Here is a 14356-nt window from a genome sequence, read left to right on the forward strand (position 1 = left end):
TCCGCAACACGGGTCGCGACAGCGAAACGTCTGTGGGTTGTGAGGTTAAGCGAACAAGCGTACACGGTGGATGCCCTGGCAGTCAGAGGCGATGAAGGACGTGCTAATCTGCGAAAAGCGCCGGCGAGGTGATATGAACCTTTGACCCGGCGATGTCCGAATGGGGAAACCCGGTGCACTCAGTGCATCATCGCAACATGAATACATAGTGTTGCGAGGCGAACCGGGGGAACTGAAACATCTAAGTACCCCGAGGAAAAGAAATCAACCGAGATTCCCCCAGTAGCGGCGAGCGAACGGGGAGCAGCCCAGAGCCTGAATCAGCATGTGTGTCAGTGGAAGCGTCTGGAAAGGCGCACGGTACAGGGTGACAGTCCCGTACACGAAGGCACAGATGCTGTGAGCTCGATGAGTAGGGCGGGACACGTGATATCCTGTCTGAAGATGGGGGGACCATCCTCCAAGGCTAAATACTCCTGACTGACCGATAGTGAACCAGTACCGTGAGGGAAAGGCGAAAAGAACCCCGGCGAGGGGAGTGAAACAGAACCTGAAACCGTGTACGTACAAGCAGTGGGAGCCTCTTTATGGGGTGACTGCGTACCTTTTGTATAATGGGTCAGCGACTTATATTCTGTAGCAAGGTTAACCGTATAGGGGAGCCGCAGGGAAACCGAGTCTTAACCGGGCGTTAAGTTGCAGGGTATAGACCCGAAACCCGGTGATCTAGCCATGGGCAGGTTGAAGGTTGGGTAACACTAACTGGAGGACCGAACCGACTAATGTTGAAAAATTAGCGGATGACCTGTGGCTGGGGGTGAAAGGCCAATCAAACCGGGAGATAGCTGGTTCTCCCCGAAAGCTATTTAGGTAGCGCCTCGTGAATTCATCTCCGGGGGTAGAGCACTGTTTCGGCTAGGGGGCCATCCCGGCTTACCAACCCGATGCAAACTGCGAATACCGGAGAATGTTATCACGGGAGACACACGGCGGGTGCTAACGTCCGTCGTGAAGAGGGAAACAACCCAGACCGCCAGCTAAGGTCCCAAAGTCATGGTTAAGTGGGAAACGATGTGGGAAGGCCCAGACAGCCAGGATGTTGGCTTAGAAGCAGCCATCATTTAAAGAAAGCGTAATAGCTCACTGGTCGAGTCGGCCTGCGCGGAAGATGTAACGGGGCTAAACCATGCACCGAAGCTGCGGCAGTGACACTGTGTGTTGCTGGGTAGGGGAGCGTTCTGTAAGCCGCTGAAGGTGTGCTGTGAGGCATGCTGGAGGTATCAGAAGTGCGAATGCTGACATAAGTAACGATAAAGCGGGTGAAAAGCCCGCTCGCCGGAAGACCAAGGGTTCCTGTCCAACGTTAATCGGGGCAGGGTGAGTCGACCCCTAAGGCGAGGCCGAAAGGCGTAGTCGATGGGAAACAGGTTAATATTCCTGTACTTGGTGTTACTGCGAAGGGGGGACGGAGAAGGTCAGGTTAGCCGGGCGACGGTTGTCCCGGTTTAAGCGTGTAGGCTGGTTTTCCAGGCAAATCCGGAAAATCAAGGCTGAGGCGTGATGACGAGGCACTACGGTGCTGAAGTAACTGATACCCTGCTTCCAGGAAAAGCCTCTAAGCTCCAGGTAACACGAAATCGTACCCCAAACCGACACAGGTGGTCAGGTAGAGAATACCAAGGCGCTTGAGAGAACCCGGGTGAAGGAACTAGGCAAAATGGTGCCGTAACTTCGGGAGAAGGCACGCTGGCATGTAGGTGAGGGGACTTGCTCCCGGAGCCGAAGCCAGTCGAAGATACCAGCTGGCTGCAACTGTTTATTAAAAACACAGCACTGTGCAAACACGAAAGTGGACGTATACGGTGTGACGCCTGCCCGGTGCCGGAAGGTTAATTGATGGGGTCAGCCGCAAGGCGAAGCTCCTGATCGAAGCCCCGGTAAACGGCGGCCGTAACTATAACGGTCCTAAGGTAGCGAAATTCCTTGTCGGGTAAGTTCCGACCTGCACGAATGGCGTAATGATGGCCAGGCTGTCTCCACCCGGGACTCAGTGAAATTGAACTCGCTGTGAAGATGCAGTGTACCCGCGGCAAGACGGAAAGACCCCGTGAACCTTTACTACAGCTTGACACTGAACATTGAGCCTTGATGTGCAGGATAGGTGGGAGGCTTTGAAGCGCGGACGCCAGTCTGCGTGGAGCCATCCTTGAAATACCACCCTTTAATGTTTGATGTTCTAACCTGGCGCCGTGATCCGGCGTGGGGACAGTGTCTGGTGGGTAGTTTGACTGGGGCGGTCTCCTCCCAAAGCGTAACGGAGGAGCACGAAGGTGGGCTAATCACGGTCGGACATCGTGAGGTTAGTGCAAAGGCATAAGCCCGCTTGACTGCGAGCGTGACGGCGCGAGCAGGTGCGAAAGCAGGTCTTAGTGATCCGGTGGTTCTGTATGGAAGGGCCATCGCTCAACGGATAAAAGGTACTCCGGGGATAACAGGCTGATACCGCCCAAGAGTTCATATCGACGGCGGTGTTTGGCACCTCGATGTCGGCTCATCACATCCTGGGGCTGAAGTAGGTCCCAAGGGTATGGCTGTTCGCCATTTAAAGTGGTACGCGAGCTGGGTTTAGAACGTCGTGAGACAGTTCGGTCCCTATCTGCCGTGGGCGCTGGAGAACTGAGGGGGGCTGCTCCTAGTACGAGAGGACCGGAGTGGACGCACCGCTGGTGTCCGGGTTGTCACGCCAGTGGCATTGCCCGGTAGCTAAGTGCGGAAGAGATAAGTGCTGAAAGCATCTAAGCACGAAACTTGCCCCGAGATGAGTTCTCCCTGACCCTTTAAGGGTCCTGAAGGGACGTTGAAGACGACGACGTTGATAGGCCGGATGTGTAAGTGCAGCGATGCATTGAGCTGACCGGTACTAATGACCCGTGAGGCTTAACCTTACAACGCCAGAGGCGTTTTGGTGAGAGACGCGATTTTCAGTTTGTTACCCGGATACGTTGTGCGGCCTGCGGGCGGCGCGACAACAGAATTTGCCTGGCGGCCAGAGCGCGGTGGTCCCACCTGAACCCATGCCGAACTCAGAAGTGAAACGCCGTAGCGCCGATGGTAGTGTGGGGTCTCCCCATGCGAGAGTAGGGAACTGCCAGGCATCCATACACGACAGAGCCCCGTACGCAAGTACGGGGCTTTTTCGTCTGCACACAGGACGGCTTACTGCCTGCAGCTTCGCCCGCCCCGCAGCACGATCTTTCTGAATAACTTCATCATTTTCTTCTTATTACCCTCAACAGCGCTATTCCGACTGTCTTCTGAGCGACATACCTTGCTGTTCCGGCCCATTTATGCTGTTCACCAGCTCATTACTCTCTTCTCTGGCAGCCTTTTGCCACGATAAGCTGAAACATTTTCATATTCTGCATGAAGGCTCGACATTGGAGGAACGCCAGGCTAATGTTGGGCATCTGGATGTCTAAACGTTTATACGGTTGTAAAGAGGTAAGCAGGTTATGCCCATCAGGATCCCCGACGAATTACCGGCAGTTAACTTTTTGCGCAATGAGAATGTCTTTGTGATGACCTCATCACGCGCCAGTGTTCAGGAGATCCGTCCGTTAAAAGTGTTGATACTCAATCTGATGCCGAAGAAGATTGAGACGGAAAATCAGTTCCTGCGCCTGTTATCCAATTCGCCGTTGCAGATCGATATTCAGCTGCTGCGTATCGACAGCCGGGAATCGCGTAATACGCCGATGGAACACCTCAATAACTTTTACTGTAACTTTGAGGATATCCAGCATGACAACTTTGATGGCCTGATCGTCACCGGCGCGCCGCTGGGGTTGATCGATTTCAATGATGTGGCCTGGTGGCCGCAAATCCAGCGGGTGTTACACTGGGCAAAAGAGCATGTCACCTCTACGCTGTTTGTCTGCTGGGCGGTACAGGCTGCGCTGAACATCCTCTACGGCATCCCCAAGCAGACCCGGAAACGCAAGCTGTCAGGTGTATACGAACATCAGATTCTGCATCCACATGCACTGCTGACACGCGGCTTTGATGATAGCTTCCTCGCGCCGCATTCACGTTACGCTGATTTCCCGTCGCAGCTGATCCGTGATTACACCGATCTGGAACTCTTTGCCGAGTCGGAGGAAACCGGAGCCTATCTGCTGGCGAGCAAAGATAAGCGTCTGGTATTTGTTACCGGCCATCCGGAATATGATGCGCTCACGCTGTCTGGCGAATATCAACGCGATAGCGAGGCGGGTCTGCAGCCGGAAGTGCCGTGGAATTACTTTCCGCAGGACAACCCGGCGCTGCCGCCGCGAGCCACCTGGCGCAGCCATGGCAACCTGCTGTTTTCCAACTGGCTGAACTACTACGTCTATCAGATCACGCCATTCGATCTGCGCCATATGAATCCTACCCTCGACTAATACCGTAAAAGTAAGGTCGCTTTTACCCGCCTGGAAGATGTGCCAGTATGTCAGGCTGGCATTTCAGCCAGGCGATTGACGTGAATGAGGCAAGAGTGAGTAACAGAACCGAAGCGCTGCACCAGCAGCTCGCCCGACGCATTATGGTGCTGGATGGCGGTATGGGCACCATGATCCAGAGTTACCGACTGGATGAGCAAGATTTTCGCGGCACACGTTTTGCCGACTGGCCCTGCGATCTTAAAGGCAATAACGACTTGCTGGTGCTGAGTAAGCCGGAGGTCATCAGTGAAATCCATCACGCTTACCTCGCTGCAGGTGCTGACATTCTGGAAACCAACACCTTTAATGCCACTTCTATCGCCATGGCGGATTACCAGATGGAGGCGCTGTCGGCAGAGATTAACTATGCAGCGGCAAAACTGGCGCGTGCCTGCGCCGACGAGTGGAGCGCAAAAACGCCGGAACGTCCGCGTTATGTTGCCGGAGTACTGGGTCCCACTAACCGTACCTGCTCCATCTCACCTGACGTCAACGATCCCGCATTCCGTAATATCACCTTTAACCAGCTGGCGGCGGCATACCGGGAATCAACGCGCGCGCTGATCGAAGGCGGTGTCGACCTGATTATGATTGAAACGGTGTTCGATACGCTGAACGCCAAAGCGGCGATCTATGCCGTACAGAGTGAAATGGAAGCGCTGGGTGTCGAACTGCCGCTGATGATCTCTGGCACCATCACGGATGCCTCAGGACGTACGCTGACAGGCCAGACGACAGAAGCGTTTTATAACTCGCTGCGCCACGCCGAGCCGCTCGCCTTTGGTCTGAACTGCGCGCTGGGTCCAGATGAACTGCGTCAGTATGTTGCGGAACTGTCGCGCATCGCTGAGTGCTATGTCAGCGCCCACCCGAACGCCGGTTTGCCGAACGCCTTTGGTGAATACGATCTTGATGCCAGCGTGATGGCGCAGCAGATAGGCGAATGGGCGCAGGCTGGCTTCCTGAATATTGTGGGCGGCTGCTGTGGCACCACCCCGGCGCACATTGCCGCGATTGCAGATGCGGTCGCGAACCAGAAACCCCGTCAGCTGCCGGAACTGCCGGTGGCTTGTCGCCTCTCTGGCCTTGAGCCGCTGAATATTGGCGCCGACTCGCTGTTCGTCAACGTGGGTGAGCGTACTAACGTTACCGGTTCGGCTAAGTTCAAACGCCTGATCAAAGAAGAGAAGTATCACGAAGCGCTGGAAGTGGCGCGTCAGCAGGTGGAGAGCGGCGCGCAGATCATCGACATTAACATGGATGAGGGCATGCTCGACGCCGAAGCGGCGATGGTGCGTTTCCTTAACCTGATCGCCGGTGAACCCGATATTGCCCGTGTACCGATCATGATCGACTCCTCGAAGTGGGAGGTGATTGAAAAGGGGCTGCAATGTATTCAGGGCAAGGGCATCGTTAACTCCATTTCGATGAAAGAGGGCGAAGAGGCCTTTATTCAACATGCACGTCAGGTGCGCCGCTATGGCGCGGCCATGGTGGTGATGGCCTTTGATGAAGAGGGACAGGCTGATACACGCGCACGTAAAATTGAGATCTGTCGCCGTGCTTATCGGATTCTGACTGAGCAGGTCGGCTTCCCACCAGAAGACATCATTTTTGACCCGAATATTTTCGCGGTCGCCACCGGTATCGATGAACATAATAACTATGCGATGGATTTCATCGGTGCCTGCGAAGATATCAAACGCGAACTGCCCCATGCGCTGATCTCCGGCGGCGTTTCTAACGTCTCCTTCTCTTTCCGGGGTAACGACCCGGTGCGCGAAGCGATCCATGCGGTATTTCTTTATTATGCCATCCGCAACGGCATGGATATGGGGATCGTTAATGCCGGGCAGCTGGCAATTTATGACGATCTGCCTGGCGAACTGCGTGATGCCGTAGAAGATGTCATTCTCAACCGTCGGCCTGATGGCACCGAGCGTTTACTGGCGCTGGCGGAAAAATATCGCAGCAGCAAAGATCAGGGGGCGGAAGATAAGCAGCAGGCCGAATGGCGTAGCTGGGATGTGGTGAAGCGGCTGGAGTACGCACTGGTAAAAGGCATCACCGAATTTATCGAGCAGGATACGGAAGAAGCACGCCATCTTTTTGCCCGTCCGATTGAAGTGATCGAAGGGCCGTTGATGGCGGGCATGAACGTGGTTGGCGATCTTTTCGGCGAAGGGAAAATGTTCCTTCCGCAGGTGGTGAAGTCGGCGCGCGTCATGAAGCAGGCGGTGGCCTGGCTGGAGCCCTTTATTGAAGCCAGCAAAGAGGTCGGTAAAAGCAATGGCAAAATCGTGCTGGCAACGGTAAAAGGCGATGTCCACGATATCGGCAAGAATATCGTTGGCGTGGTGCTGCAATGCAACAACTACGAGATTATTGACCTCGGTGTGATGGTGCCCGCCGAGAAGATCCTGAAAACCGCGCGTGACGTGAACGCCGATATTATCGGCCTCTCCGGTCTGATCACACCGTCGCTGGATGAGATGGTCAACGTGGCGAAAGAGATGGAGCGTCAGGGCTTCACCCTGCCGCTGCTGATTGGCGGCGCGACAACCTCAAAAGCGCACACGGCGGTGAAAATCGAGCAGAACTACAGCGGCCCGACAGTTTATGTGCAAAATGCTTCACGTACGGTCGGAGTGGTCTCGTCGCTGCTGTCCGACACGTTAAAAGCGGATTTTGTCACGCGTACGCGTAAAGAGTACGAGACGGTACGTACGCAACATGCGCGGAAAAAACCACGCACGCCACCGGTGACCTTGCAGGCGGCGCGGGAAAATGCTCAGCAGTTCGATTGGGAAAACTATACGCCGCCGGTAGCGCACCGTTTGGGCGTCAGCGCGGTGGAAGCCAGCATCGATACGCTGCGTAACTATATCGACTGGACGCCGTTCTTTTTAACCTGGTCACTGGCAGGGAAATATCCGCGCATCCTGGAAGATGAGGTGGTGGGTGAGGAAGCGCAGCGTCTGTTTGCCGATGCCAACGCGCTACTTGATAAGCTCAGCGCGCAGGGCACCTTAAAGCCACGCGGCGTGGTCGGCATTTTCCCGGCCAACCGTACAGGCGACGATATTGAAATCTACACTGATGAGAGTCGGCAGCAGGTGTTGTGTGTGAGTCACCACTTACGTCAGCAGACGGAGAAAAACGGCTTTGCGAACTACTGCCTGGCGGATTTCGTGGCACCGAAAGCGAGCGGCAAAGCGGATTACCTCGGTGCCTTTGCCGTTACGGGCGGGCTGGAAGAGGATGCGCTGGCGGAGGCCTATGAGCGTCAGCATGATGATTACAATAAAATCATGGTGAAGGCCATTGCAGACCGCCTGGCAGAAGCCTTTGCTGAGTACCTGCATGAGCGGGTACGTAAGGTGATCTGGGGCTATGCCGCGCATGAAAACCTGAGCAACGAAGAGCTGGTACGGGAAAATTATCAGGGCATTCGTCCGGCACCAGGCTATCCCGCCTGTCCGGAGCATACCGAGAAAGCGATTATCTGGCAGTTACTGGATGTGGAAAAACACACCGGTATGCAGCTGACCGAGTCCTTTGCGATGTGGCCGGGCGCTTCCGTCTCTGGCTGGTACTTCAGTCATCCGGAAAGCAAATATTTTGCCGTGGCGCAGATACAGCGCGATCAGGTAGAAGATTATGCAGCGCGTAAAGGGATGGCGGTAAGTGAGGTAGAGCGCTGGCTGGCACCGAATCTCGGCTATGACGCAGAGTAAAAAAAGGGCAGCATCGCTGCCGCCCTGCTGTCAGTTAAAACGCGCGTCACGATCTGACGTTAAATCATAGAGCTGATATTTGCGGCCCAGGATCTGGCCACCGTCGCGGGTCAACGGCACCCAGTTGATCTGCGCACGGCCACGGCTCGGCGTTACGGTAAAGAGATCCATCGGCACCGAAATATAGAAGCCCTTGGTAAAATCGCCTTCGCCATACTCTTCCGCTGAGACATTGGTGCGTGTGGCATAAACGCCCACCATAACGCCGCTGTCAAAGCGCTTCGACACATCCAGCGTTGCGCCTTTGTCTTTCGCCAGATACTGGCCCACGCTGGCTTTCACTACCAGATCCTGCATAAACCAGGGACGCCAGTACGCGGTAAGGTTGCCGGTGGCGGCTTTATAGTCGGTGAACTGCATCATGTTGTCCCAGTCACGCTGCTTCACGTAGTTGACATCCAGCCCCAGCGCCCAGTTGCTGTCTACCGGCCGCCACAACAGTTCAGCGCCTGCGCCGCCATACATGGTTTCCAGATAGCCGCCATAGAGCTGGCCATAGACGTTGCCCCCGAGGTAACCCATATAGTTGGCCTGCAGATCGTTGACGTAGACGTTATTTGCTACGTAGTCGCGGATATGGGTGCGCACGCGCGGTAATGAAGAGTCGGCAGGGGCGCCGTTGTAGTTGAACTTATCGTAATTGTTGGCGATGTTGCCAAACAGGCTGCCGCTCAGCAGCAGATGTTTTGTCAGCCAGAATTCGGCGTTGCCCATCACGCCCGCCTGGTACATGTAAAAACTTTCCGGTCCGCCCACCGACTGATTGAGAACCGGCGACACACTGAAGTTAAAGCGATCTTTACGGATAAAGAAGCCCTGCTCTGTTTCACCGGGATCGACGGGATTTATGCGCTTCTGCTGCAGCGTCTGCTCATGTCCCAGCGGGTAACCGCTCAGCGCCTGATGCAGGCTGGCCACATCCGTTTCGGTCGTCACCTGCGGCATATTAAAGCGCGTTTCGGTGACGCGTAGCGTATCGATGCCTGCAGGCAGATGGTTCATCATAATACGATTGGCGCGATCGACCCCTTCACGCGTATCGCGATATTTAGACTGCTCGCCCGTCACATAAAGCGTGTTGCCTTTGGTCTGAATCCGCGGTCCGTTGAGCCCGGCGTTATATTTCAGCGCGGTGAGCTGGTCTGCCACCACCGTGGGCTGCAGCAGCTTCTCCTGCGGGTGCGGATCATACGCCGGGCGGGCAGCATCAAGATGCGACTGGCGCAAATCGTTAAAGTTAGTGCGCACGGTAATGCCGAACATAAAGGTGTTGCCGCGCTCATAGCTGGCGTTAATGTCAGCCCAGTCGGTCAGGCGGTAGACCGCCCCGACGTTGACCTTACTGCGTTGCTCCAGGCGGCCGGCAAAATCACTCTGGTAATCATTGCCTTCATATTCCAGTTTCAGGCGCAACGGCTGCCACGGCGTCTGATACTCAACGCCGCCAAACAGCGCCGCCGGGCCGTGGAACATCTGTGAACCGTCGATGGAGCCGGCAGTCCCATTGCCGGAGCGGTTACAGAAACTGTCGCTGTAAGAGCAGAACGGGTTGGTGATCGAACCGCTGTTGCCGAGATAGCCCCAGGCGATGCCGAAGGTGAAATCCAGCGGTCCCCAGGCTTTGCTGGCCACCAGATATTCGCTGTCAAACAGGCCGGTGCCGCCAAGGTCACGCGTTCCTGCGGCCACCTGCGGCAGCCAGTAGCTCTCTTCCCACAGCCGCAGCTTGAGGTCAAAGGCTTTATCTTTATAGCTCTGCGTGCCGCTGAAGTTGTCTACCGCGCTGTAACGGCGGGTGCGGACGTCGGTATAACGCACGGTTGTCTCCAGCCAGGGAAACAGCTGGATCGACGCAGAATAGTAGCGGTACTGATCGTTATCACGAAAGTTCAGGCTGAATTCACCCTCGCGCGCCATTCGCGCCGTGGGCGTCTGCAGCAGACCGACGCCGCCAAAATCGGATTGTGAAGGGCCGGGCGGTTCGGACCAGAGGGTGGCCTGCGCCGGAAAAGCGGCGGCGACGGAAACAGCCAGCAGGCTGAGAAGATTATGTTTTTTCATCAGTCCGGGATCCGGTGAGTCAGAACGGTAAGAATGCGGCTGTTCAGATCGGCAAAGGCGTGTGGCAGGCTCCCGTCAGAGAAGCCCACAAACAGCGTGCTGCCTGGCTCAACCTCGGCATAGCGGTGATTAAAGTACGCCACAGGAACCTGGAGGGTAGCACCGGCGGGCGTAATCACGGTCACGACGCTTTTTTCCGCGCCGGCGAGACGCGCGTGCCCTTCAAGGTAATCCCGGACGTCACGTCCCGGCTGCCAGCTGACCGCACCGGCATCGGCGATCGCGCCCACCAGCAGCACGCTGTCAGGCTGATCCAGCGTATAGACATCGTAACGCCCTTTCAGGCGGCGGTTGGCTTCTGGCCGGATACGCACCCAGTCAGGGTCGAGCGGGGTAAACTGCCGTCCGGTTACCCGTAAGCGGCTCAGCTGCTGAATCACCTGGCCAATCGCTGCGGCGCGTTCGCCATCGGTCTGCGCCTGCCAGGCGCGTAGTGCGGCCAGCGTCTGTTGATAGTGCTGCTGTGCAATGGCGGTAGCGCCATGTTCCGCAATCAGTGTGCCGGGCCACCAGCTGCGACCCGCCAGCGCCGGACTGGCTAACAGGGTTGCCAGATCCTGCGCATGGTCTACCTGGACGGTGGCACTATTACCCGGATAATGAACAGTGACCTGGCTGTCCGCCAGCGCCACGGCAGAGCCGCAAAAGGCCAGACCGGCCAGCAGAGACATTATATTTTTCATGATTTCGCCGGCTTGAGAATGGTGGTATCAATCGGGAAGGTCGCGGCGCCCAGCATCTGTCGCGCCTGCACCACTTCGCCGCTACGGTTATCGATCCAGAAGGTGTTTTCCCACTCAGCGCCGCTGGCAGCGATACTCACCGCTTCATGCCAGACGCGACAGGGGACAGAATTGCCGGCCAGGGTCAGCACCTCATCATCGCCACGACGAAAGCGTGATACTGCCGTACCGGCGCGCGTATTGCCTTGCTCGCTCCAGCGCATGATGCGTGTCCATTGCGTATCCTGTTGCAGATGCAGCGCGTCGGCGAGGGGATCCTGGCTGAGATTGCTGACCTGTTGCAGGTTATCTGTCAGCCCGAGCGTTTTCACCAGGCGACCATGTTGGGTCACCAGCATTGCTCTGTCCTGGGTGATCCATTTTTGCTGCCCGTTTTCGTTGTAGCCGAGTACGATAAAAATTCGCGGTCCCTGGTTAATATGGGCATACATGCTGGCGTAAGGCAGTGCCCGCACCTGCTCATCGCTGACCGTGACGTCATCCGGCCCGTTAACCGCCAGTCTGGCGGTCTCTATTAACCCTTTTTGCGTTTGTGTGCAGGCCTGCAGCAGCAGGCAAAACAGCAACAGAGAAAGTTGGCGCACAGCGTATCCCTGATAAAATCGAACAAACCCGGAAAATAACCACACGAACGTGTGGTTATGTTTAAAGCCCTGCGTTAATGCAGAGTGCTTGTGGTGGTGGTCGTGGTGGTGCCGGTATTAGATCCGTCGCCGCCACCTGCAGTGGCAAGACCGATACCCGCCAACGCCCCCAGGGCGCCGATACCCAGCGTCGTAGAGGCGCCTGCGGAAACGGCTTCCGCCTGCGCTCCTGCGGCTACCCCTGCTTCTTCCGGCGCAGCAAATGCCGTAGAAGAGAAGGCCAGGTAAATAAGCGCTGCACCTGCAGCTATCACTTTTTTCATAACAACATGTCCTGCATTAAAGGAATGGAGGATTTACCCGTTCGGGCGCGGTCAGTATAGGGCAACAAATTATCAGAGTTCAGCGTGAGTGGAAGAGGGCAGAAAATGGATTCTATCCTGGCAAAAATAGGGTGAGATGCTTTATAGGTGGAGTTTATGCCTGGGTGCGTCGGCTTAATTTCGTAATTTAATTTGCGAATATCATTAAGCCTGGAATAAGATGCTTTTTAAAGAAAAAACACAATAAAAACAGCTATTTCGGATTTACCTCAGCATTATGAAAATCTATTTCTTTATTAATCAGGGGCTAAGTTTTACGTTACCTGACAATCAGGGCCACAAATAGTCAGAGTGGTTTCAGATTAATTTCAGGTTTTCCGCATTTAGATCCGGCTATTTTAAGAATTATCCATGGCGATGGTACGGATCAGGTTATAATCAGAGGAAATATAAGGTCTTTTAACGGATAGAACGCACTGCCCTTGTCGGGGTTAGCGATCATCTCTGATGAGCGCTGGACTTAATCCGGTCGCGACGGTGACCTGCGTCCAGGAAAAGCGGGAAAATAAAAAGCGCATAAAAAAATGCCAGTCACCTGAGTGACTGGCATTTGCATCAATCCCGCCGGTGGCAATTAACGCCAGGCTTTATAACGGTTAATTAAACCATTTGTCGAGCTGTCATGACTTTCGATATTACTGTCGTTTTCCAGCTCCGGTAAAATACGGTTCGCCAGCTGTTTCCCTAATTCTACGCCCCACTGATCGAAGGTATAGATATTCAGGATCGCCCCCTGAGTGAAGATTTTATGCTCATACAGAGCAATCAGCGCACCCAGGCTGTAAGGGGTAATTTCACGCAGCAGAATGGAGTTAGTCGGGCGGTTGCCTTCAAACACCTTGAACGGCACGATATGGGCGACCGACTCTGCGCTTTTACCGGCATCGGCAAACTCTTTCTCTACCACTTCACGGGACTTGCCAAACGCCAGGGCTTCGGTCTGGGCAAAGAAGTTGGAGAGCAGTTTCGGATGGTGATCGGACAGCGCGTTATGGGTAATCGCCGGTGCGATAAAGTCACAGGGAACCAGTTTGGTGCCCTGGTGAATCAGCTGATAAAAGGCGTGCTGGCCATTTGTCCCCGGCTCGCCCCAGATGATCGGACCTGTCTGGTAGTCCACCGGGTTGCCGTCGCGGTCAACATATTTGCCGTTTGACTCCATATTGCCCTGCTGGAAATAGGCGGCAAAGCGATGCATATATTGATCGTAAGGCAGGATCGCCTCGGTTTCCGCACCAAAGAAGTTGTTGTACCAGATGCCGATCAGCGCCAGCAGCACCGGCAGGTTCTGTTCCGCCGGGGTCGTGGCGAAGTGCTGATCCATGGCGTGCGCGCCACTCAGCAGTTGCTCAAAGTTATCGAAGCCGATGGAAAGAATGATGGAGAGACCAATAGCTGACCAGAGTGAATAACGTCCGCCTACCCAGTCCCAGAATTCAAACATGTTAGCGGTATCGATGCCGAAGTCACCCACCGCTTTGGCGTTGGTGGAGAGGGCTGCAAAGTGTTTCGCCACATGCTGCTCATCGCCTGCCGCTTTCAGGAACCAGTCACGCGCGCTGTGGGCATTGGTCATGGTTTCCTGGGTGGTAAAGGTTTTCGAGGCCACGAGGAACAGCGTGGTTTCCGGGTCCACCTTCTTCAGGGTTTCGGCGATATGCGTGCCGTCCACGTTGGAGACAAAATGCATGGTCAGGTGATTTTTATAAGGACGCAGCGCTTCTGTCACCATAAAGGGACCGAGATCAGAACCGCCGATACCGATGTTGACCACATCCGTGATCGCTTTCCCGGTGTAGCCTTTCCACTCACCGCTGATAATGCGCTGGGAAAACTCTTTCATCTTCGCCAGTACCGCATTCACTTCCGGCATCACATCTTTGCCATCCACCAGAATCGGTGTATTGCTGCGGTTGCGCAGAGCAACATGCAGAACAGCGCGCTCTTCGGTGCGGTTGATCTTCTCACCCGAGAACATCGATTTAATGGCGCCGGCAAGATCGGTCTCTTGCGCCAGCGCCTGCAGTTTGTCGAGGGTTTCCTGCGTAATACGGTTTTTGGAGTAATCCACCAGCATCTGATCATCAAAGGTGGCGGAGAATTTCGCAAAACGATCGGCATCCTGAGCGAACAGGTCGGCGATTTTCACCGTTTTCATCTGTTCAAAATGCTGCTGCAGCGCTTTCCAGGCTGCGGTTTGTGTCGGATTGATATTTTTCATGGCAACACTCTTGTTGATTTAAA

Annotated in this window: 7 protein-coding genes and 2 rRNA genes; 4 read left to right on the forward strand and 5 right to left on the reverse strand. The window is 55.2% G+C overall.

The annotated features are described in order from the left end of the window. Positions 1-43: 43 nt before the first annotated feature. The 4 genes from E0E17_RS08340 (at position 44) to metH (ending at position 8221) form a co-directional block, all read left to right on the forward strand. A 23S ribosomal RNA gene (locus E0E17_RS08340) occupies positions 44-2945 on the forward strand. Between the two features lie 93 nt (positions 2946-3038). Further along, positions 3039-3154, forward strand: a 5S ribosomal RNA gene (gene rrf, locus E0E17_RS08345). A gap of 358 nt (positions 3155-3512) precedes the next feature. Next, positions 3513-4442, forward strand: coding sequence for a homoserine O-acetyltransferase MetA (gene metA, locus E0E17_RS08350; RefSeq protein ID WP_130833296.1), 930 nt, complete (start codon positions 3513-3515; stop codon positions 4440-4442). Positions 4443-4489: 47 nt separating this feature from the next. After that, positions 4490-8221, forward strand: a complete 3732-nt coding sequence (metH, locus tag E0E17_RS08355) for a methionine synthase (protein WP_130833298.1) — start codon at positions 4490-4492, stop codon at positions 8219-8221. A gap of 30 nt (positions 8222-8251) precedes the next feature. Here metH and E0E17_RS08360 read toward each other — a convergent pair whose 3' ends face one another. The 5 genes from E0E17_RS08360 to pgi form a co-directional block, all read right to left on the reverse strand. Next, positions 8252-10342: a YjbH domain-containing protein gene (locus E0E17_RS08360; protein WP_130833299.1), complete on the reverse strand. Its 2091-nt coding sequence runs from the start codon at positions 10340-10342 to the stop codon at positions 8252-8254. Further along, a complete protein-coding gene (locus E0E17_RS08365) occupies positions 10342-11085 on the reverse strand; it encodes a capsule biosynthesis GfcC D2 domain-containing protein (RefSeq protein WP_130833301.1) in 744 nt (247 codons plus the stop codon). Before E0E17_RS08365 ends, E0E17_RS08360 begins: the two co-directional genes overlap by 1 nt. Next, the gene (locus tag E0E17_RS08370) at positions 11082-11729 is read right to left on the reverse strand and encodes a YjbF family lipoprotein (protein ID WP_130833303.1); all 648 of its coding nucleotides are present in this window, start codon (positions 11727-11729) and stop codon (positions 11082-11084) included. The genes E0E17_RS08365 and E0E17_RS08370 overlap by 4 nt, the downstream gene beginning before the upstream one ends. Positions 11730-11803: 74 nt before the next feature. Then, positions 11804-12052: an exopolysaccharide production protein YjbE gene (yjbE, locus tag E0E17_RS08375; protein ID WP_130833305.1), complete on the reverse strand. Its 249-nt coding sequence runs from the start codon at positions 12050-12052 to the stop codon at positions 11804-11806. A gap of 634 nt (positions 12053-12686) precedes the next feature. Next, positions 12687-14333: a glucose-6-phosphate isomerase gene (gene pgi / locus E0E17_RS08380; RefSeq protein WP_130833307.1), complete on the reverse strand. Its 1647-nt coding sequence runs from the start codon at positions 14331-14333 to the stop codon at positions 12687-12689. Between the last annotated feature and the right edge of the window lie 23 nt (positions 14334-14356).

The organism is [Erwinia] mediterraneensis, assembly GCF_900604315.1.
In the GTDB taxonomy this organism is placed as follows: Bacteria; Pseudomonadota; Gammaproteobacteria; order Enterobacterales; family Enterobacteriaceae; genus Pantoea; species Pantoea mediterraneensis_A.

Excerpts from the sequence above, each read along its gene's own strand:
- E0E17_RS08365 (WP_130833301.1), bottom strand. The coding sequence starts at position 11,085 with ATGAAAAATATAATGTCTCTGCTGGCCGGTCTGGCCTTTTGCGGCTCT.
- pgi (WP_130833307.1), bottom strand. The coding sequence starts at position 14,333 with ATGAAAAATATCAATCCGACACAAACCGCAGCCTGGAAAGCGCTGCAG.
- E0E17_RS08360 (WP_130833299.1), bottom strand. The coding sequence starts at position 10,342 with ATGAAAAAACATAATCTTCTCAGCCTGCTGGCTGTTTCCGTCGCCGCC.
- metH (WP_130833298.1), top strand. The coding sequence starts at position 4,490 with ATGTCAGGCTGGCATTTCAGCCAGGCGATTGACGTGAATGAGGCAAGA.
- metA (WP_130833296.1), top strand. The coding sequence starts at position 3,513 with ATGCCCATCAGGATCCCCGACGAATTACCGGCAGTTAACTTTTTGCGC.
- yjbE (WP_130833305.1), bottom strand. The coding sequence starts at position 12,052 with ATGAAAAAAGTGATAGCTGCAGGTGCAGCGCTTATTTACCTGGCCTTC.